This window comes from Vibrio harveyi NBRC 15634 = ATCC 14126 = KCTC 12724 (genome assembly GCF_001591145.1).
Lineage (GTDB): Bacteria > Pseudomonadota > Gammaproteobacteria > Enterobacterales > Vibrionaceae > Vibrio > Vibrio harveyi.
Genome location: NZ_BCUF01000007.1, coordinates 132,315 through 152,604, shown reverse-complemented (window position 1 = coordinate 152,604; position 20,290 = coordinate 132,315). Strand labels below are relative to the sequence as shown.

Below are 20,290 nucleotides of genomic sequence, written 5' to 3'. Positions count from 1 at the left end.
AAATCGCCGCCGCGTATACAAACCAAGTCATTCTCGCTGAACCTAGCATCTCGAGGTTATTTGGGTATACGAACAACTAGATCATTCTAAGTACATCTGCTTAAATGATTTTTCTTTCATTTTTCACCCAAAGGAGAGCCGATATGGAAGCGAAACGTCTTAAGCTAATCCCTGCTTGTTTAGAACGTGCAGAAGAAGCACACCAAGCAGTACTGCGTAGCCAGAAGACACTCGAAGTGTATCTTCCTTGGGTGCCACATGTGCTCACACTAGAAGCAATGATTGAGGGGACAGAAAAAGCCATCGCCAACTTTGAAAGTTTTGAAGGGGAGTTGCGTTACTTCATTATTGAAAAAGAAAGCGACCGTTTAATTGGTGCAGTAGGCTTAATGATTCGTGATCAAGAAGTGCCGTCGTTTGAAATCGGTTACTGGCTGGATGATGCCGCGGTGGGCAACGGCTACATTTCCGAAGCGGTGCTTGAGCTAGAGCGCTACGCGTTTGAAGACCTCGGTGCAAGACGCATTGCGATTATGGCAGATTCAACCAACCTAAAAAGCCGTGCTGTCGCAGAGCGTTGTGGTTATGACTTTGAAGGTGAGTTGAGACACGACCGCCTCTCTACCTCAGGGGAATTGAGTAACACTGTGGTTTACTCAAAGATCCGTTTCTAAGCAGTTTATGATTAAGTAAGCTGTTATAAAAAATAAGCCTCACGAAGAGGCTTATTTTTATTTAACCGGTTTTTAATGTCCTGCTTAAGCGCTAATTATAGAGCGCGAATGCGCACAATTTCGTCTTGCTCAATACCCAAAGATTCAAGGAATTTTTGGTGCTCAGCAGGCTCCATCTCTTCAAATTTCTGGTGCCATGTCACCATGTCGTTTTCAGAAAAGCCCGCCGCTTGCATGATTTGTACCCAACGTTCTTTAGTCACAATATTATCCTCTATCAGTTGTGGTTCTTGTAATAGCACCACGATCGCTTTTTGCTGCGCTCGCAGATTTTGAATCTCGCGTTCAAGTTCATTGAAATGGTCTTTCAAGATCTCCGCTTGAGATTTGCCTTTCTGTGCCAACAAAGTGCGTATGCTGGAAATCGGTAACCCATAAGAACGATAAGACGAAATGGTTTTTAAACGCTGCATCTCTTTTTCTCCATACCAGCGATAACCGTTTTCTGAACGATGTGCAGGCGCTAGCAAGCCTTCACGTTCATAGTAAAGAATCGTAGTACGAGAGAGTCCACACTCTCTGGCCAGTTGGGTTACGGTTAGCATAGTGGCTCCTTTTGTCGGTACAGACATAGCATCAGCCCTACACTGATAGACGGGTCAACACGTTTTTTACTATACCTCAGAAATTCTCGAATTGAGGTATTACGGGTCATTCAAATCACCATCGAGTAAGCACAAAAAAGCCCGCGACGAACGCGGGCTTTGTTTTTAATTGAGAGGAATTAGTCTAGCTCAACCAATTTCTTCTCGTATTCTTTGTGTTGCTCAAGTACTTCTTGCGCTGCACCACCAGTCAACTTACTTACAACAATGATCGCAATCGTTGAGAAGATGATGCCCGGTACGATTTCGTACACATCGAACCAACCGCCTGTTAGCTGTTTCCAAACCACGATAGTCACACCACCGATTAGGATACCTGCTAGTGCGCCGTTGCGGTTCATACCGCTCCAGTAAAGGCTAAGCACAACTGCTGGACCAAACGCTGCACCAAAGCCTGCCCAAGCGTAAGATACAAGACCGAGAACAGAGCTGTCTGGCGTCATTGCTAGGAATAGCGCGATAAGAGAAATCACGATAACGCCCACACGACCAATCATTACAACTTCTTCAGACGTTGCATCCGGCTTAATCACTTGCTTGTAGAAGTCTTCTGCTAGAGCAGATGACGATACTAGAAGTTGTGAATCCGCAGTACTCATTACCGCCGCTAGGATTGCCGCCAATAGGATACCGGCAATCACTGGGTGGAATACCGTGTTCACCAATAGCATGAAGATTTTCTCACCATCTTCTAGTTGCGTACCAGGGTGACCTGTTACCCACACTAGACCAACAAGACCAACTAGCATTGCGCCCGCCATAGAAAGCGCAGTCCAACCTACAGCGATACGACGCGCTGTTGTTAGGTCTTTGTTCGAACGAGAAGCTTTAAAACGCGCTAGGATGTGTGGCTGACCGAAGTAACCTAGACCCCATGCCACCAACGAGATGATCGCGATAGCCGATAGAGGCTCGCCTTTCGTATCGTTCCATAGCGTTAGTAGCTCTGGGTTAATGTTGTGCATGTCCGTCGCCAATTGACCTAGACCACCATCCATCACAGCAACTGGCACGATCATTAGTGCTGCTGCCATCAATAGACCTTGCACCAAGTCCGTCCAAGATACCGCTAAGAAACCACCGAATAGCGTGTAAGAAACCACACACACCGTGCCAATGATAACGGCAATGCTGTAATCCAAGCCGAATACGGTCTCAAACAGTTTGCCCCCTGCTACCAAGCCTGAGCTGGTGTAGAAAAGGAAGAATAGAAGAATGAAGAACGCAGAGATTGTCTGAATCAGTTTCGACTTATCGTTAAAGCGACGCGACAGGAATTCAGGCAGCGTTAGCGCATCAGTTTGAATGCTGTACGTACGTAGACGTTTTGCACTGATTAACCAGTTTAGCCATGTCCCCACAAGCAGACCACCTGCTAGCCAGAACGCTTCAATACCTGCTGCATATGCATACCCCGGAAGACCAAGTAGCAACCAGCCACTCATGTCTGATGCGCCTGCAGAAAGTGCCGCTGGCCATGGACCAAGGCTACGACCACCTAGGAAGTAGTCTGATGAATTGGAAGTCCTCTTATACGCGTAAACGCCAATGGCAACCATAATTAGTAAGTACGCCACAAAAGTGGTCGTGATAGCAAAGCTATTTTCTATCATTTGATAGTCCTCGTTATAATTATTTCCTTCCTTGCCTGCTTTGATATTTTGCCATCGCAGCAATACATCAAAGTAAGAGATACCAACCCGAGTAAGCTCTCAGGCTCTTTTGGTTCAGATTGGTATCACAAGTCAGGTTAGTGGGAGTCGCTTCCCAACTCGAGTAGAGTCGCGTTACCGCCCACCGCTGTAATATTTATCGTTCGAGTACGCTCGGTAATGAAGCGCAACGACAGATGAGGATCATGAGTCAATGTCGGTGACTCTAAATCCGTTTCAGAAACTAAGCCGACGATGGCACCGTCACGCTTAGCCAGTTGCAGGTTAAGCGCATGCTCAACCTGTGAATGCCCAACATAACCCACACTACGTACGTCGCTGTCTAACAACGGGGAAGACGCATCGTACGCAACCACTTGGACTAAGTTAGATGGGAAGTTTGCTGACGCCACAGCATGCTTAACCAATTGAGTAAGCTCTGTATTGTCACTACAAATCACCACGCTGTTGCCTGCAATCAGAGCACAGGTGATCATTGCAAATGTGCTGTTCAGAGCGTTCTCGGTATTTGCTAGATTGTTTTCACAAACAACCAAAGCCACACCGCGACCCGCTGCGTACAGCTCGTTAGTTTCACCCGTAGGCCCCACTAACTGATGAGTTTCTGCTAACAGAGTAGACGCTTGCTGCAAGTGGTAAGACACCACTTTGCCAACCACGCTATGCTGCTCTTCAATCGCAGATTTAAATGCCAGCAAATGCTCACATTTGTAATCAAAATCGGTCAGATTCCACTGCTCCCACGCAGAGAATGCATCTTTAAAAAACGTGATCTGATGAACCATAATGCGACTCCTTACGCCTTCTCTGCTTGAACAAGATGTTGTTTAGTAAAGCGGTATAGGTAGTGAGGACCACCAGCCTTCGGACCCGTACCCGACAAACCTTGACCACCGAATGGCTGAACGCCAACCACCGCGCCAACCTGATCACGGTTGATGTAGCAGTTACCCACACGAGCGTGTTTTTCAATCCAACGGTAAGTGGTTTCGTTACGGCTGTGGATGCCCATTGTGAGACCAAAACCGGTTTGATTGATTTGCTCAACCACATTTGGCAACTCAGACGCTTTAAAGCGAACAATGTGCAAGATAGGACCGAATTGCTCTTCTTTCAGAACATCAATGCCCGAGATTTCGAATGCACTTGGCGACACAAAATCACCATGCTGACACGCTTCGTCCAATTGCAATTGAGCAACTTTGGTTTGCGTGCTTGTCATGTACTCTAGGTGAGCAAGGAGTTTATTTTTCGCATTGCTGTCGATAACCGGACCCACATCCGTTTTGTGCAGGTAAGGAATACCAACATGCAGTTCATTCATCGCACCTTGGATAAGGTTGATGATGCGATCTGCAACGTCTTCTTGAACGAACAGAACGCGCAGAGCAGAACAACGTTGACCAGCAGAAGCGAAAGCGGAACGAATCACGTCACGCACAACTTGCTCTGGCAGTGCCGTACTATCCACAATCATGGCGTTTTGACCGCCAGTTTCAGCGATAAACGGTACTGGCTTCGCGCTACGCTCGGCAAGCGTCACATTGATGCGTTGCGCCGTCGCTGTCGAACCGGTAAATGCCACACCTGCAATCGCATCGTGAGATGTTAGTGCATGACCAATTTCACCACCACGACCCGGCAATAGCTGAATCACGCCCGCTGGGAAGCCGGCTTCTAACATCAATTCGATCGCACGCGCCGCAATTAAGCTAGTTTGCTCAGCTGGCTTAGCCACAACTGTGTTACCTGCAACCAATGCCGCTGTGACTTGACCAAGGAAAATCGCAAGTGGGAAGTTCCATGGGCTGATACAAACGAATACACCCAAACCTTCACGGCTTGAAATGCGCTTCACACCATCAAAACCTTCCAATTCGAACGGCTGAAGGTTTTGTGCTTGTTTCGCGTAGTAACGACAGAAGTCGACCGCTTCACGCACTTCATCAATGCTATCGTGAATCGTCTTACCCGCTTCTTGGTGACAAATTGCCACCAGTTCAGCCAAGTTTTCTTCCATCAGATCCGCAAGCTTATCTAGGCACGCCGCTTTTTGTTCAATTGCGGTGCCTTTCCACTCTGGGAATGCAGCATCAGCCGCTTCGATTGCAGCGGAAACATGATCAAGGTTTGCGAAAGCCACCTGACCCACTTCAATACGACGATCGTAAGGGGCAGTAATGATCTCTGCAGAGTTTTCCTTGATCATGCTTTCGGCATGTTTTTCGCCGTTGATGATCGGACCCGCAGTCCACTTCTGAGTTAGGAAGCTTTCAACCTGCGCTTCAAACGGCTTCGCTTCGCTGTCGATATCAACGTTCACACCGTATGAGTTTTTGCGCTCTGGGAAAATGCCGGTTGGCATTGGGATTTGACCGTTGTGCAAGGTCTCAAACGAGGTCAGCACATCAACAGGGTGATGCGTCAGCTCTGAAATTGGACAACGCGCGTCCACCAAACGGTGCACAAATGAGCTGTTCGCGCCGTTTTCTAGTAAGCGACGAACCAAGTAAGGCAGTAGATCCGCATGGCTACCGACTGGCGCGTAAATACGTACTGGCTGCCCATAAGTGTCCATCACATGGTTATAAAGCGAATCGCCCATACCATGCAGACGTTGGAATTCGTAATCTTTGTGCTCTGCCATTACAGCAATCGCCGTAACAGTGTGTGCGTTGTGACTGGCAAACTGCGGGAAGATATTACCGCGCACGCCTTCACTCAGTAGGAAGCGCGCACACGCTAGGTAAGCAACATCCGTCGCTTCTTTGCGCGTGTAAACTGGGTAGTTCTCGTAACCCGCTTGTTGTGACCACTTGATTTCGCTGTCCCAGTACGCGCCTTTTACTAGACGAAGCGGGATCAGATCGCCCTGCTCTTTCGCCAGACCGTTTAGCCATACCAATACTGGCAGTGCACGTTTCGAGTAGGCTTGAACCACCAGACCAAACTTGCCCCAGCCTTTCAAAAGGTCGCTGCGGTACAATTTTTCAAAAAGTTTGAGTGACAGCTCAAGACGGTCCGCTTCTTCTGCGTCAATCGTGATGGCAACATCCACTTCGATAGCGCGCTTGAGCAATTGCGTTAATGTGTCGTAAAGCTCTGTCATCACGCGTTCTTCATTCGCCACTTCATAACGTGGGTGAAGTGCAGAAAGCTTGATAGAAACAGAAGGTGCAGGACTTGTGTCACTGCCGTACGTTTCACGACCTACGGCTTCAATCGCCATTAGGTAATCTTTGAAGTACTTGCTTGCGTCTGCCGTAGTCAGCGCCGCTTCACCCAACATATCGAATGAGTAAGTGAAACCTTTGTCGCGCATTGGACGACCGTTCTTCTGCGCTTCTTCAATCGTACGACCACGTACAAACTGATGACCCATGATCTTCATTGCCTGATACATGGCTTTACGAATCACAGGTTCTGAGAATTTGTTTACCAGACGGTTTACAGCCTGACCTGGGCTCTGGGTTTCTTGCTCACCAAGACCAATCACTTTACCTGTTAGCATTAAGCCCCAAGTTGAAGCGTTAACGAAGACAGAATCAGAACTCTTAAGGTGAGATTTCCAATCCGCAACGCTTAACTTATCTTTAATCAGCGCATCCGCCGTTGCTGAATCAGGAATACGCATCAATGCTTCTGCAAGACACATCAGTAAGATACCTTCATGAGTATCTAAGCTGTATTCCAGCAATAGCGCATCAATCATCTGAATTGACTTCTTATCCGCACGGATGGCTTCGATAAGCTGGGTTGTTTGGGTCGTGATTGCCGATTTTTCTTCCGCTGTCGGCGTTGCTAGTGGCAATAATTGCTCTAGCCATTGAGACTCGTCCACCATGTACAATGGCGAGATCAGTGACCACAACTTATCAAGCGGCTGCTCGATAAATTCCGGTGTTAACACGTTCGTTGCTGTAAACATGCGTTTTCCTCAATCTCTCTCCTCGAAAACCGCTTCGAGGATCATCAATGAATGGCTGGCAGTATATTTTGAGCCCGAGAAGAATACTTGTCAAAAACTCCGAGATTTTTGCTAAAAACTCGCTTTTATAACAAAACATCTACATAGTTACACGCAAATACATAATATATTGTGTTGTAAAAATTCATCTTTGCATGTCATTTACAACAAAAGCAGGCGGGTTTTGAGCAATTTCTGTTTGAATAAGAAGGATTTAGATTGTGCTTTTGTGAGGAATGGACAAAAACATTGAAATTTTCCGGAGAATTACGCAAAAAAGTTCGACTTTCCTGTGCAAAACACAAGCACAAAAAAGCCGCGACTCATACGCGGCTTCGCTCAAATAAGCAACTTGATGAGCAGTGTTAGCCAACCTGTTTCTTATACTGAGAAGGTGATAATCCTTGTAAACGAGTAAAGGTATGAGTGAAAGTACTTTGGCTTGAGAAACCGGTGAATTCGGCAATTTGCCCCAACGTTAAGTGACCTTGTTCAATCAAATCGCGCGCCATATCGATGCGTTTGCCGAGCACGTACTGATGCGGCGTAATGCCCATCTGATCTTTGAATAAGCTATGGAATTGGCTTTCACCCAAAAATACGCTGCCAGCCAATTGCGCCACGCTGATTTTGTGGCTCAAGTGCTGTTCGATGTAACGGTCAATCGCTTCCAGATCAAAGCGTGACTCTTTCCTTGAGGTTTCAAATGCTGATATATGACGCTGCATAAGAGCGATCACGGTGTCATTACACGCACGGCTAAGCAGTAAATCGTCTGGATGATTACGCATCTCTTGCACCAGCATTTGAATCAGCTTTTGAATCTGACCATCCAATTGGAAGTAAAGATGAGAGCGTTCTAGGTTATTGATTTTTTGCAACATCTCAGGATCATCGTTGGCAGGCTTTGGCATATTAAGCACCAAGATGTCTGATTGATGAATCACGCCACCGAAAGCATGATCAGAAGATGCCGTTACGATGCAACCTTGCCCCGGACCAACCAAATTGCCCTGACCACGAACTTCGAATTCTGCTTGTCCCTTTAAACCGATCACGATCTGTGTGTAAGCATGATCATGGCAATCCATATAAGACGGAAGCGTGATCAACTCTGCTGGTTTAGGCAGCATGATCTCTTTATATAGCGGGGCTTTCGGGTTATCTGAATCACTCATTTCAAACAGTCGTCTTTACACAGTCGGCTTATATCTTGGCATCATATACCTTCTCTGTTGGGTTGCAAATCTTCCCCAATCCAATCGCACAAGATCAAATCAACACGATCATTGCGCTCTACATGATCATAGTTCCGGAACGATGATCATGTAAGAGAAACTTACGGTCAATGTGCAACCAATTTTTTTAACAAAAACGGACAGATAGCCAAAATTACCAAAGATGAGACAAGCCAATAGCAAAGATCTTTGGGGTTAAAATGCACACCAATGTAAGCAACAAGGTAAAAACTACGATCGAAAGCGCACGAAATGCCCGAAAAACAGGGGCATAGAGGGATTTCCCCCCTTACTAATATGCTCACAATTCAATACATTAGACCTCGAGCTCTAGGATGCATACGACCCTGAGCTCATCGGTATCTACTTGATACCTCTAACTTACTTAGCAGACCCTCGCTATGTAATTTAGAACCTCTTCTACACGTCGACAAGATTATATCTTGTGTTGCCAGCCCGTCTTCAGGCTGGCTTTTTTTTGTCTCACGCCAATGAAAACAATGGCATAAGCTGATAATATATCGACCATCTCACCGTATCCTGACGTTAATCATCACGCTGAGTTATCCTGATCGACCTTCTCTCTTCCAGTTCCATCTGGCGCGATTCTCGAAAGCATGATCAAGGCAGTGTTGTAATAAAAACGCGGGATAAGCGAAGTGAGAATACTGACCTGCAATCAAGCAGGCGATATGTAGCAGTAGTGAGTCCCTTGTGAATATTCCAGTCAATACCATAGAACAGTCGCTCCTTCGACAGCTACCGGGTTGTTGGGGATGCAAAGATAAAGATTCGGTATTCCGCTATGTGAATCAGGAATACGCAGAATTGATAGGCTACGATTCACCTGAAGTCTGTATAGGCAAAACAGACTTTGAGGTCGCAAGCCCTACCATTGAATGTGCAAAAGAGTTTCAAGAACAAGATAGGCACGTAATTGAAACAGGCGAGTCGCTAAAGATCCTTGATATCCACCCTTATCCAGATGGTCATTGGCGAGCGCACATTTTTACTAAGACGCCTTGGCGAGACGACGACGGCAACATCATTGGCACCATATTTTATGGTCGCGAACTTACTGATACTGCCGTCATCGAAGTGGGATATTGGGTATGCAGAGCCATCGGTGGCACGCCCAACCAGCAGTCCATCTTTCGTTTTTCTAACCTGAAACCCGAGCCAGAAAAGCTGACCTGCCGTGAGCAAGAGACTCTGTTCTTGTTGCTGTATGGCAAAAAGCCGCAATTCATCTCACAGGTCATGGGGATTTCAACCAAGACCGTAGAAGGGCATGTTGCTCGTCTGCGTACTAAGTTTGAAGCCAACAGTAAGAACGAACTTATCGACAAAGCCATGGAGGCAGGCTACGGATCGATTGTGCCGAAAACCCTGCTTAAACATCAGCTTTCTGTCGTGCTTAACGGTGAACGTTGATTCGCCATTGGGTAAACACAAAAACACCGCCTATTGAGGCGGTGTTTTTTATCTCTTTGTCAAAGCTATTACGGCGCAAGGCGATCGATGTCCCACTCGCCTTCTTGATTTGAGAACAAGAAACGGTCATGCAGACGATGTTCACCACCTTGCCAGAATTCAATGCTTTGCGGCTTGACGCGGAAACCACCCCAGAAGGATGGCATCGGGATTTCACCCTTGGCAAACTTCTGCTTCAACTCTAGGAATTTACCTTCCAATACACCACGTGCAGAAATACGGCTACTTTGTTTGCTCGCAATCGCAGCCAATTGGCTGTCTTTCGGGCGAGAAGTGAAGTACTTCATGTTCTCCATCGGCGTTAGCTTTTCTGCCACACCTGTGATGTGAACCTGACGCTCAAGTGGATGCCATGGGAAATGCAGGCTGATGTTGCTGTTGTGCTCAAGCTGCTGCGCTTTACGGCTGCCCAAGTTGGTGTAGAACACAAAGCCATCTTTATCGACGTTTTTCAGCAGCACAATGCGTTGAAACGGCATGCCATTTTCGTCCACTGTCGCGACCGTCATTGCGGTTGGATCAGTCAACCCTGCTTGTACCGCTTGCTCTAACCATAGGTTAAATTGATCAATCGGATCTGCTTTTAAATCTTTACGACGCAGGCCACCTTTTGTGTACTCACGACGAATATCAGCAAGTTCCATCTTCACTCCTTCACTCGTTTTTGTCGATTGTGCGCCCGATGATAGGGAAATTCAAGGAAAGCAAGCGAGAACCCTGATTGCGGTTTTGTGTTATGTCACGTTGTCGCAGCAGCTCACAGCATCACTAAATGCCTTTTGATAACATGGCGTTAAAAACTAGTGAGCCAATCGTGAACCTACTTAACCCCAAAGCTCTGCGCCATTTTTTATTGGTCTTGCTCGCCATCGGTCTGGTCGGGCTGATGTTGACTCATAAATACGCAACCCAGCATCAACATGATCAGTGGCAAAATAAGCTGCAAACTCAAGCTTCGCAGGTTGCACAGGAAATCGATTATGAACTGGCAAAGTTTGAAAAAATCCCGAACTTGCTCAGCCATGACCCAAGATTACTCACAGCGGTCAAAGAGGGTAAACCGTCAGAATCCTTCAATTTATTGCTCTCTGATTGGTTAGCACAAAGCCTCGCTGACACTATTTACGTGCACAATAAAACCGGTTTGGTGATCGCATCAAGCAACTATCAACAAGACGACAGTTTCGTCGGTTCTAATTTTGCCTTTCGTCCTTACTTTCAACACGCATTAAATGGGGAGAAGGCTCAATACGTTGCCCTCGGGGTTCGCTCCAATAAGCGCGGATATTTCTTCTCATCACCACTTTGGGTCGATGGCGAAGTCGCAGGCGTAATAACAGTTAAAGTCAATTTGGAGCAGCTAGAACAGCGCTTGGCACAAGATGATGGCGATTTACTGGTTGCGGGTGTGCACGACGTGGTGTTCATGAGTAACTTGCCCGATTGGCGCTATCGCGCTCTGTTCCCGTTATCTGAACAAGCAAAACAAGAGCTCAATCAAACTCAACAATACGGTGATACCCTTCCTCAATATCGTGGCGAGCTCACTGGGCAAAGCGGAGTCAATCAGTTTGAAAACAACCAACTCTTGATGTCACCCAACTACCTTGCTTACGCGACCAATCTGTTTGACAAAGGTTTTCGCGTCATTGCACTGATTAGCCAACAAGAAGTCTTCACCGCTGTATTGCAAGCCGACATAGTTTATCTGCTGCTGTATGCGCTCGTGGGGTTAATTGCGTTGGCATGGTTCCAAATGCTGGTCAACAAAGCACGTCTTGCCAATGTCAATGCCAGCTTGGAAGAAAAGGTAACAGAGAGAACTTTCATCCTCAGCCAAGCCAACCACAAGTTACAACAAACCGTGCATCAATATGAGCAGAGCCAACAAGAACTGAAGCAAACGCAACAAGAGCTAACTCAAGCGGCAAAGTTAGCGCTACTTGGTGAACTGTCTGCAAGCATTAATCACGAAATCAACCAGCCATTGGCTGCGCTGCGGACTTACACCGAAAACTCGCAGCGTTTAATGACAATGGAGCGTTACTCAATGGTGGCGGACAATCTGGATAAGATGCTGTCGCTCAACGATACCATGGCCGAAGTCATTGCACGCTTAAAGGTCTTCACGCGTAAGACGGATGACAACCTACACAGTGAGGTATCGGTTCTACACGATGCGGTGCACAACGCGACACGTATTCTGAGCAGTAAGCTGATCAAACAGGGAGTGACGCTTAAAGTGCCAGCCATTGAATACGACGTAAAACTCGCGATTCACAGCGTCGAGCTTGAGCAAGTGCTGATCAATCTATTCCACAACGCAGCTCAAGCTATGGAAGGGTATTGTATCGACCCACAGATTTCGATTGCCGTGCAGTGTGACCAGAGTAACTGCGATATTTTGGTTTCTGACAACGGCCCCGGCATGTCAGAACACGCCTTAGCTAAGATTTTCGACCCGTTTTACACCACCAAGCCAGAGGGGCTCGGACTGGGTTTAACCATCTCAAAACGCATTTTGGAGAGCTATCAAGGCTCACTCAGCGCTTATAATCATGATGTTAATAGCGATGATGCTGATAACGATGCCGATTATACCCGTCACGCTCGCCATCAAATGGACACACAATCTCAGCTATCAGGTGGGATGACTTTTGTCGTCAGCGTACCTCTCGTTTCACTTCATCCAGCAGAGGAAGACTCTCATGCATAACCCTGTTTTCTTTGTCGATGATGAGCCGCATATTCGTGATGCGGTTACTCAAGCGTTATTGATTGAAGGAATTGACGTCACTTGCTTCCCAAATGCAGTTGAAGCGCTGCGCGTGATTGATCCCAATACGCCAGCACTGATCATCACCGATATCCACATGCCAGTGATGAATGGGTTAGAGTTCATGCGCACCCTGTTAGGCAAAAATAATCACTTTCAATTTATCGTATTAACTGGGCATGGTGATGTAAAAACCGCGGTCGAAGCGATGAAGAGCGGTGCGTATGACTTTCTTGAAAAGCCATTCTCTACCGAGCAACTATTAAAATCGCTCAACAATGCCGGCGATAAACTGGTCTTATTGCAAGAAAACGTCTGGCTAAAGAAAGAGCTCGACATGCAAACCCATGTCGGTCCAAAAATGATTGGTCACAGTCAAGCTATGGTCGACATTCGCCGTGCGCTGATAAGCGCCCCACTCCACCAGCCGCTCATTTTTGTCGGTGAAGATGGCACAGGGCGAAGACTCGCTGCTCAATTTGCTCACGATATCCATGCGACCGCAGAAAGTGAGTTGATTGCCGCATCCGGTGAAGACTTATACGAGCTTTCACATGAAGCATTAGACAAAACCATACATCATCTTACAGACGGTAAAAGCCATTGCAGTTTGTACTTACACAGCGCCGAGCATATATCGGAAAAACAGTGGCAATGCTTGTTTAACCACCCGAAACTGCAACGCGTATTTGGTGCTGCAAACACCGTCGATAAAGGCATTGAAAGCTCAGTGAAGATGATTCGGATGCCGAATTTGAATGAACGCAAAGAAGACATCGGTCCCTTATACAAACACTTCGTGCGTCATGCAGCGAGTCGCTATCAGCTCCAACCCCCTCAGATTAGTCTGAATGAAGTGAAGCGGATTACGGAACTCGATTGGCCAGAAAACATCAAACAATTGAGGCAGTTTGCCGAATTAAGGGCATTGAAACCGGACGCGTTTCGTATGGAGGATTGGAACAGCGAAAAAAGCATTGAAATCCAAAGTATGACCCAACGCACAGAACACTTTGAATATTGCTTGTTGTTTGATGCCTTGCAACGACATAGAGGCAGACTCAAAGAGGTTCAACTAGAATTACAAGTGTCGCGCAAAACCTTGTACGACAAACTAAAAAAACATCAGTTGGACAAAACAAAGTTCAAGGCACAGTAAATGAGGGGGGACTTACCCCTTTCACACATTTTTATTAGCTGAGTATGCTGACATGCTCCGTTAATAATAATAAGATCAAAAAGATAAACCGTCTTTATAAAACAAGGAATGTGATGAGCCGAGACAACTACAACAAACTAAGCAGCGAAGAGCTGGATTTTGTTGACGACAAAACCGCTGCATTGCTTCTAAATACGCCAAATAGTGCCCGCTTAATGCTGTGGGTGATGGTGTTATTCTTTGTTGCGGCTATCGCTTGGGCGTCGTGGGCGCAAATCGATAAAGTAACCGTAGGGCAAGGCAAGGTTATCCCTTCCTCTCAAATCCAAGTCGTACAAAATCTCGAAGGTGGTTTGGTCAAAGAGATCTTGGTGAAGGAAGGTCAACGAGTCGAAAAAGGTCAGCAGTTGTTATTGATTGACGACACGCGTTTCCGCTCAGACTTCCGTGAACGTGAACAACAAGTTGCCAACTTGACGGCTTCCGTACTGCAACTTTCTGCGTCGATCAGTAGTGTCGAAGTCAATCGCGATTTCGATGACAGCAACTGGGAACAAAATGTCGTTCTTGATTACGGAAAACTGACATTCCCACCAACGCTTGAAGAAAATCAACCTCGCCTAACGCAACGCCAAAAAGCGGAATACCGAGAAGACCTAGATAATCTGCGTAACCAAATTTCAGTTATCGACCAGCAAGTAAAGCAGAAGCAGCAAGACCTGGTTGAGATCCAAGCACGTGTGAGTAACTTGCGCCAGAGCTATCGTTTTGCCAAGAAAGAGTTAGACATTACCAAGCCGCTCGCAGATGAAGGCGTTGTGCCTAAAATCGAACTGTTGAAACTACAGCGTCAGGTGAACGACACACGCCGCGAAATGACATCCAGTGAACTGAAGATTCCCGTAATCAAATCTGGTATCCGCGAATCCATGCTTAATCGTATTGATGTTGCTCTGAAATTCCGTTCTGAACAACAAGAGAAGCTCAATAGCACCCAAGACCAACTTTCTGCGCTCGTGGAATCAGCTGTGGGCTTGGAAGACCGCGTAAATCGTACCGTTGTGGTTTCTCCAGTGACAGGCACTATCAAAACATTGAACGTCAACACCGTTGGCGGCGTTATTCAACCGGGTATGGACATCGTCGAAATCGTCCCAACTGAAGATACCCTTTTGGTTGAAGCCAAAATTGCACCGAAGGACATCGCATTCTTGCGCCCTGACCTTCATGCCATCGTGAAATTCACCGCGTACGATTTTACCAAGTACGGCGGTCTTGAAGGGGAACTGGAGCACATCAGTGCCGACACCACACAAGATGAGGAAGGCAACAGCTTCTATATCGTACGTGTACGAACTGAGAAAACCAGTTTTGGACAGGATGCAGACTTGCCAATCATTCCAGGTATGACGGCTTCAGTCGATATCATCACAGGTAAGCGAACCGTTTTGGAATACTTGCTTAAACCAATTTTGAGCGCCAAAACCAACGCACTTAAGGAGTAAGTGTCAGCAAGGACTCTCCAATGTATATTTAAGTGTTGATAAGTGGTTAAATAAAAAGCACTTATTTCTCACTGTCGAGCCCATTGGAAGAGTACACTTGTGATGTGAGTCGAATATGCCACCCAGATTGAAGCGTAAAGTTACATTATTAATCAGCATTAGTTGTTTTTCGTTCCAAATTGGTGCCTTGAACAACAAAGAACAAAGATGGGTCGATACGGTCACTTCAGTCTATGGTGAACGCGCTGGAATGCGCGTGAAAACCTGGCGAGATAATATCGACTTTTTTAAAACATTGGAGACTCATGAAAAGCTGGCAGGCGTTAACGACTTTTTCAATCAACTTTACTTCGTTGACGACATAGACCTATGGGGCAAAAAAGACTACTGGGCAACACCACTCGAGTTTTTAGGCAGCAATGCCGGTGACTGTGAAGATTTCACTATTGCCAAATACTTCTCTTTACTCGAGCTTGGCGTACCGGATTCAAAGATGCGTTTGATCTACGTAAAAGCCATCGAATTGAATCAGTTTCACATGGTACTCGCCTATTACCCAACCCCAAGTTCAGAGCCGCTCATTCTCGACAACATCAATCCAGAAATTGTCCGAGCCTCCAAGCGTAGCGATTTGCTACCGATTTACAGTTTTAATGGTTCAAACCTATGGCTAATGAAGTCTTCTGCTAGCGTTGGAGAGCTAGCAGGAAAAGCCTCACGTTTGAGCCTTTGGAATGACTTACGCTCGCGCGAACGTAAGTTGCAGTTAAAAAAACCTAAAATTAACTATGACGAGTGAAAAACATGACCCTATATAAGAAGCTTGTAGTGGGAATGGTTACGGTCTTTATACTCTTGATGGCATCAGTATTCGTAATCCAGTTCAACACTACTCGAGACAGCTTAGAGCAGCAGCAACGTTCAGAGGTCAACAACACCATTAACACCGTTGGTTTGGCACTGGCACCTTATTTAAAAGACAAGGATAAGGTGGCGGTAGAATCCGTGATTAATGCGTTGTTCGATGGCAGTACTTATTCTGTCGTACGTCTCACCGCGTTAGATTCGGATTACCAAATCGTACGCTCGTACCCAGTCAAGCCAAGCCATGTTCCACAATGGTTCATCGACTTGAACTTGTTCAAAGCGATTCATGATAAACGCGTGGTAACCAGTGGTTGGATGCAACTTGCAGAAGTTGAAATCATCAGCCACCCAGGAGCTGCTTACGAGCAACTTTGGCAAGGCTTTATTCGCTTACTTACGGCATTTGGCATTATCTTCCTAGTGGGTCTGATTGCGATTTCTTACATTCTACGTCGCTCATTAAAACCGCTGGCTGCCATCGTGAAGAAAATGCACGAGATCGCCAACAACCAGTTTGGTGACCCACTGGCGCGTCCAAAAACCAAGGACCTAATTGCAGTGGTTGATGGCATCAACTCAATGTCGGCACAAATCGAACTGTCATTTAAAGAACAAGCCAAAGAAGCACAGCGTCTGCGTGCTCAAGCTTACCTAGACCCAATCTCCAAACTAGGTAACCGCTCGTTCTACATTAACCAAGTTGACCAATGGCTTGCAGAACAAACGCAAGGGGGTATCGCGCTACTCCATGCTGAATACATTGGCGATATTTACGAGACGAAAGACTATCAACGCGCTGATGCCCACGTGAAAGAGTTGTCTCAACGTCTGAAAAACACTATCGATGTACCAGGAGCGACCATTGCTCGTCTATCTAGCGATGAATTCGGTCTATTATTCCCACACATGGATGAGAGCGAACTGCGCATTCTAGCTGACAGTATCGTTAACTGTGTAAATGGTCTGAATACCGATCCTACCGGTCTTGCGAAACCAAAAGCATCACTGGGTGTTGCACACAGTAAAGATCAGAAAACGCGCACTGAAGTACTATCGATGGTGGATAACGCCTTGTCGAAAGCGAAAGCGCAACCAGACAAAGCGTACGGCTTCGTTGGTGGTGAAAATACTTCTAACCTTATGGGTAAACAGCAATGGAAAGCGCTGGTTGAAGAAGCGATTCACAGCGATTGGATTAAATTCCGCTTCCAGTCTGCGAAAAATACTTGGGGTAAAGTGTTCCACAACGAGGTGTTCTCAAGCATCGAAAAAGATGGCGAGACTTACCGTGCAAACCAATACCTGTTTGCTCTTGAGCAACTAGACGCAACCAACATCTTCGACCAATACGTCATTGAGTCGATGATTAAGATGTTAGAAAGCGGCGAGCTAAAAGAGCCAGTGGCAATCAACATCGCACAAAGCAGCTTGTCTCAACCATCGTTCATTCGTTGGACCACCAGCATGCTAGAGAAGCACCCGAAAGTTGCACCTATGCTTCACTTTGAGCTTCCAGAAGCGTGTTTCATTGACCATCCGCACCATACAGCCCTGCTGTGTAACGCGATTCGTCAAACTGGTGCAGAGTTCGGTGTTGATAACTATGGTCGTAACTTCCAGTCACTTGAGTACATTCAGGAATTCCGCCCGAATTACGTAAAACTGGATTACCTATTCACGCATAACTTGCACGACGAGAAACAGAAGTTCACGCTGACTTCGATCTCACGTACTGCTCATAACTTGGGTATTACCACGATCGCATCTCGTGTTGAAACACAGATTCAGTTGGATTTCCTAACCGAACACTTTGTGGAAGTCTTCCAAGGCTTCATCGTCGACAAGGAATAAGAAAGGTATACCAAGGATGAAAGACCCTTTACTGAACTCGCTCATTTACGTTAGCCGATACTACGGACTAGCCAACTCACCGGAAGCCCTGATTAACGGTCTTCCGCTCTCTGATGGCAAGCTTACCCCGTTTCTGCTACCAAGAGCGGCGGAAAGGGCCGGATTGGTTGCCAAGGAAAACCGCGCAGATTTAGACAAGATCTCTAGCCTAATTCTGCCGGCTATCTTACTTCTTAAAGGTGGTGATTCTTGCGTTCTCAATAGCATTAACGTTGAGAAGCAAGAAGCTGAAATCACCACCCTAGAAAGCGGAATGGTGCCTATCTCCATTCCTCTAGAAGACCTACTTGAGCAGTACACTGGTCGCTATTTTTTAGTTAAAAAGCAATTCCGTTATGACGAGCGCTCTCCCGAAGTGCTCAAAACCAAAGAAGGTCACTGGTTCTGGTCAACCTTGTGGCAATCTAAACGCATCTACCGCGATGTGCTTATCGCTTCTCTCCTTATCAACATCTTTGCTATCGCAGCACCAATGTTCACTCGCTTGGTGTATGACAAAGTAGTACCAAACCTCGCGTTTGAGACGCTATGGGTGTTGGCAAGCGGTATCTTCGTGGTGTTCTTGTTTGATTTCTTGCTCAAATCACTGCGTAACTACTTCATCGACGTGGCAGGTAAGAAATCCGACATCCTGATTTCCTCTAAGCTGTTTAGCAAAGTGATGGGCATCCGTATGGAATCCAAGCCGCCTTCTGTGGGTGCGTTTGCTCGCCACTTGCAAGAGTTTGAATCCATTCGTGAATTCTTTACCTCTGCCACGGTAAGTGCGTTGATTGACTTACCTTTCGCGATTCTCTTCCTGATTATCATCTGGTTAATGGCTGGCGACTTAGTATTCGTGCCTATGGTGGGCGTGGTGATTCTGATGATTCACTCCGCGTTGATCCAAGGTCCATTGCGCCGCTCGATTGAAGAAGGTTCACGTCTTGCTTCACAGAAATACGCTAACTTGATTGAGAGCCTATCTGGCTTAGAAACGGTGAAAATGCTGAGTGCACAAAGCCAATTCCAATACCGCTGGGAAGAAGCCGTTGCACACATGGCAAACTGGAACATCAAGAGCCGTCGTATCACCGACAGTATTCAAAATGCAGCAGGTTTTGTGCAGCAAAGTAGTAACGTCGGCATGATCATTTTAGGCGTGTACTTAATTGCGAATGGGGACCTCACCATGGGTGGTTTGATTGCTGCAACCATGCTAAGTGGTCGAGCGATTGGTCCTATGGTTCAGCTTTCTTTGCTTTCAACCCGATACAACCAAGCGAAATCTTCGATGACCATCATTAATCAAGTGATGGAAATGCCAGACGAGCAAGAAGAAGGTAAACGCTACATTCACCGTCCTATCGTGCAAGGTAAGATTGAAATTGACCGAGTAACCTTCCATTACCCAGATGCACCAGTAGCATCGATTCGTGATTTGAGCCTGACCATCAATCCAGGTGAGAAAGTGGCGATCATCGGTCGTATTGGTTCGGGTAAAACCACGCTAGAACGCTTGATAATGGGTCTGTACAAGCCAACAGAAGGTCATGTGCGTATTGATGACACCGATATTGAACAGCTTCACCACGTGGACGTACGACGCAATATCGGCTGCGTACCGCAAGATTCGAATCTGTTCTTCGGCTCGATTCGCGACAACATTACACTCGGTCGTCCACTAACCGATGATCGCGATGTATTAGATGCAGCAAACCGAGCGGGCGTCACAGCCTTTACTCAATCTGACCCAGCGGGTCTTGAGCGTCAGGTCGGTGAAGGCGGTGCGATGCTTTCAGGTGGTCAGCGTCAAGCGGTAACCATTGCGCGAGCGTTTTTAGGTCGCCCACCTGTGCTATTGATGGATGAGCCAACCAGTGCAATGGATAACCGTTCGGAAATGCACATCAAACATCAGTTAGCGCAGTTAAAACCAAGTGAGACGCTGATTTTGATTACACACAAAACCTCAATGCTCGACATTGTTGATCGCGTGATAGTCATGGAAAAAGGCAGTGTGATTGCAGATGGTCCGAAGGCGCAAGTGCTTAACGACTTGAAGCAAGGTAAGGTTCGCGCCGTCAGCTAGCACTAAACCGCACAAAAAAATCAAAGCCCCGTTGAACTGAGTGTTTCGCGGGGCTTATTTATTGAAGGTGAGTAAACCAAAATAGCCAAACTCTTCGAGAAGTATCCAAACCAACACAAAGCCAACAATGGCGACAAGTCCCATGATAGCCCTTTCATCTTCTTCCACACATCCCTCCACTTTCCATAGCGCAATCAACTTGTCTAGATTAGCAGCAGCGAACACAACAAAGAGCAAGGTTCATTACGTCTCAATCCGGAACTGGGATAAAGGTCAAAATTTGTTCAACA

At 46.5% G+C, this 20,290-nt stretch carries 14 protein-coding genes; 8 read left to right on the top strand and 6 right to left on the bottom strand.

Annotated elements, in window-relative coordinates:
• The first annotated feature begins 143 nt into the window (after positions 1-143).
• Positions 144-674, top strand: a complete 531-nt coding sequence (locus VHA02S_RS06080) for a GNAT family N-acetyltransferase (RefSeq protein WP_038898393.1) — start codon at positions 144-146, stop codon at positions 672-674.
• A gap of 95 nt (positions 675-769) precedes the next feature.
• Here VHA02S_RS06080 and VHA02S_RS06075 read toward each other — a convergent pair whose 3' ends face one another.
• The 5 genes from VHA02S_RS06075 to VHA02S_RS06055 form a co-directional block, all read right to left on the bottom strand.
• A complete protein-coding gene (locus tag VHA02S_RS06075; RefSeq protein WP_009706661.1) occupies positions 770-1,279 on the bottom strand; it encodes a MerR family transcriptional regulator in 510 nt (169 codons plus the stop codon).
• Positions 1,280-1,458: 179 nt separating this feature from the next.
• The gene (putP, locus tag VHA02S_RS06070; RefSeq protein WP_005449887.1) at positions 1,459-2,952 is read right to left on the bottom strand and encodes a sodium/proline symporter PutP; all 1,494 of its coding nucleotides are present in this window, start codon (positions 2,950-2,952) and stop codon (positions 1,459-1,461) included.
• 137 nt (positions 2,953-3,089) lie between these two features.
• A complete protein-coding gene (locus tag VHA02S_RS06065) occupies positions 3,090-3,797 on the bottom strand; it encodes a 1-pyrroline-5-carboxylate dehydrogenase (RefSeq protein WP_005449886.1) in 708 nt (235 codons plus the stop codon).
• Positions 3,798-3,808: 11 nt separating this feature from the next.
• Positions 3,809-6,940, bottom strand: coding sequence for a bifunctional proline dehydrogenase/L-glutamate gamma-semialdehyde dehydrogenase PutA (gene putA, locus VHA02S_RS06060; RefSeq protein ID WP_038898394.1), 3,132 nt, complete (start codon positions 6,938-6,940; stop codon positions 3,809-3,811).
• Positions 6,941-7,344: 404 nt separating this feature from the next.
• Positions 7,345-8,157, bottom strand: coding sequence for an AraC family transcriptional regulator (locus VHA02S_RS06055; RefSeq protein ID WP_005449884.1), 813 nt, complete (start codon positions 8,155-8,157; stop codon positions 7,345-7,347).
• A 774-nt stretch (positions 8,158-8,931) separates the two neighbouring features.
• On the opposite strand from VHA02S_RS06055, the gene VHA02S_RS06050 reads away from it, so the two are divergent.
• A complete protein-coding gene (locus tag VHA02S_RS06050) occupies positions 8,932-9,651 on the top strand; it encodes a helix-turn-helix transcriptional regulator (RefSeq protein ID WP_009702374.1) in 720 nt (239 codons plus the stop codon).
• A gap of 68 nt (positions 9,652-9,719) precedes the next feature.
• Here the strand turns inward: VHA02S_RS06050 and pdxH are convergent, their stop codons facing one another.
• Entirely contained in the window at positions 9,720-10,355 is a 636-nt protein-coding gene (pdxH, locus tag VHA02S_RS06045) for a pyridoxamine 5'-phosphate oxidase (RefSeq protein WP_005449881.1), read from the bottom strand.
• A 128-nt stretch (positions 10,356-10,483) separates the two neighbouring features.
• On the opposite strand from pdxH, the gene VHA02S_RS06040 reads away from it, so the two are divergent.
• The 6 genes from VHA02S_RS06040 to VHA02S_RS06015 all read left to right on the top strand — a co-directional run bounded on the left by VHA02S_RS06040 (position 10,484) and on the right by VHA02S_RS06015 (position 20,000).
• Complete coding sequence (locus VHA02S_RS06040) at positions 10,484-12,427, top strand: sensor histidine kinase (protein ID WP_038898395.1); 1,944 nt, start codon at positions 10,484-10,486, stop codon at positions 12,425-12,427.
• Positions 12,420-13,646 (top strand): sigma-54-dependent transcriptional regulator, encoded by a 1,227-nt coding sequence (locus tag VHA02S_RS06035; protein ID WP_009696510.1) that lies wholly within the window; start codon positions 12,420-12,422, stop codon positions 13,644-13,646. Before VHA02S_RS06040 ends, VHA02S_RS06035 begins: the two co-directional genes overlap by 8 nt.
• 113 nt (positions 13,647-13,759) lie before the next feature.
• The gene (locus VHA02S_RS06030) at positions 13,760-15,151 is read left to right on the top strand and encodes an HlyD family type I secretion periplasmic adaptor subunit (RefSeq protein ID WP_005449876.1); all 1,392 of its coding nucleotides are present in this window, start codon (positions 13,760-13,762) and stop codon (positions 15,149-15,151) included.
• Positions 15,152-15,266: 115 nt separating this feature from the next.
• On the top strand, positions 15,267-15,950 hold the full coding sequence (locus VHA02S_RS06025; RefSeq protein WP_017189818.1) for a transglutaminase-like cysteine peptidase: 684 nt from the start codon (positions 15,267-15,269) through the stop codon (positions 15,948-15,950).
• A gap of 5 nt (positions 15,951-15,955) precedes the next feature.
• Complete coding sequence (locus tag VHA02S_RS06020; RefSeq protein ID WP_026000294.1) at positions 15,956-17,869, top strand: bifunctional diguanylate cyclase/phosphodiesterase; 1,914 nt, start codon at positions 15,956-15,958, stop codon at positions 17,867-17,869.
• Positions 17,870-17,885: 16 nt separating this feature from the next.
• Positions 17,886-20,000 (top strand): type I secretion system permease/ATPase, encoded by a 2,115-nt coding sequence (locus tag VHA02S_RS06015; RefSeq protein ID WP_005450056.1) that lies wholly within the window; start codon positions 17,886-17,888, stop codon positions 19,998-20,000.
• Positions 20,001-20,290: the final 290 nt, after the last annotated feature.

Bases quoted from the DNA above. Each gene is read 5' to 3' on its own strand.
- putA (WP_038898394.1), bottom strand. From the start codon at position 6,940: ATGTTTACAGCAACGAACGTGTTAACACCGGAATTTATCGAGCAGCCG.
- VHA02S_RS06075 (WP_009706661.1), bottom strand. From the start codon at position 1,279: ATGCTAACCGTAACCCAACTGGCCAGAGAGTGTGGACTCTCTCGTACT.
- putP (WP_005449887.1), bottom strand. From the start codon at position 2,952: ATGATAGAAAATAGCTTTGCTATCACGACCACTTTTGTGGCGTACTTA.
- VHA02S_RS06020 (WP_026000294.1), top strand. From the start codon at position 15,956: ATGACCCTATATAAGAAGCTTGTAGTGGGAATGGTTACGGTCTTTATA.
- VHA02S_RS06030 (WP_005449876.1), top strand. From the start codon at position 13,760: ATGAGCCGAGACAACTACAACAAACTAAGCAGCGAAGAGCTGGATTTT.
- VHA02S_RS06055 (WP_005449884.1), bottom strand. From the start codon at position 8,157: ATGAGTGATTCAGATAACCCGAAAGCCCCGCTATATAAAGAGATCATG.
- VHA02S_RS06015 (WP_005450056.1), top strand. From the start codon at position 17,886: ATGAAAGACCCTTTACTGAACTCGCTCATTTACGTTAGCCGATACTAC.
- pdxH (WP_005449881.1), bottom strand. From the start codon at position 10,355: ATGGAACTTGCTGATATTCGTCGTGAGTACACAAAAGGTGGCCTGCGT.
- VHA02S_RS06040 (WP_038898395.1), top strand. From the start codon at position 10,484: ATGCCTTTTGATAACATGGCGTTAAAAACTAGTGAGCCAATCGTGAAC.
- VHA02S_RS06035 (WP_009696510.1), top strand. From the start codon at position 12,420: ATGCATAACCCTGTTTTCTTTGTCGATGATGAGCCGCATATTCGTGAT.
- VHA02S_RS06065 (WP_005449886.1), bottom strand. From the start codon at position 3,797: ATGGTTCATCAGATCACGTTTTTTAAAGATGCATTCTCTGCGTGGGAG.
- VHA02S_RS06025 (WP_017189818.1), top strand. From the start codon at position 15,267: ATGCCACCCAGATTGAAGCGTAAAGTTACATTATTAATCAGCATTAGT.
- VHA02S_RS06080 (WP_038898393.1), top strand. From the start codon at position 144: ATGGAAGCGAAACGTCTTAAGCTAATCCCTGCTTGTTTAGAACGTGCA.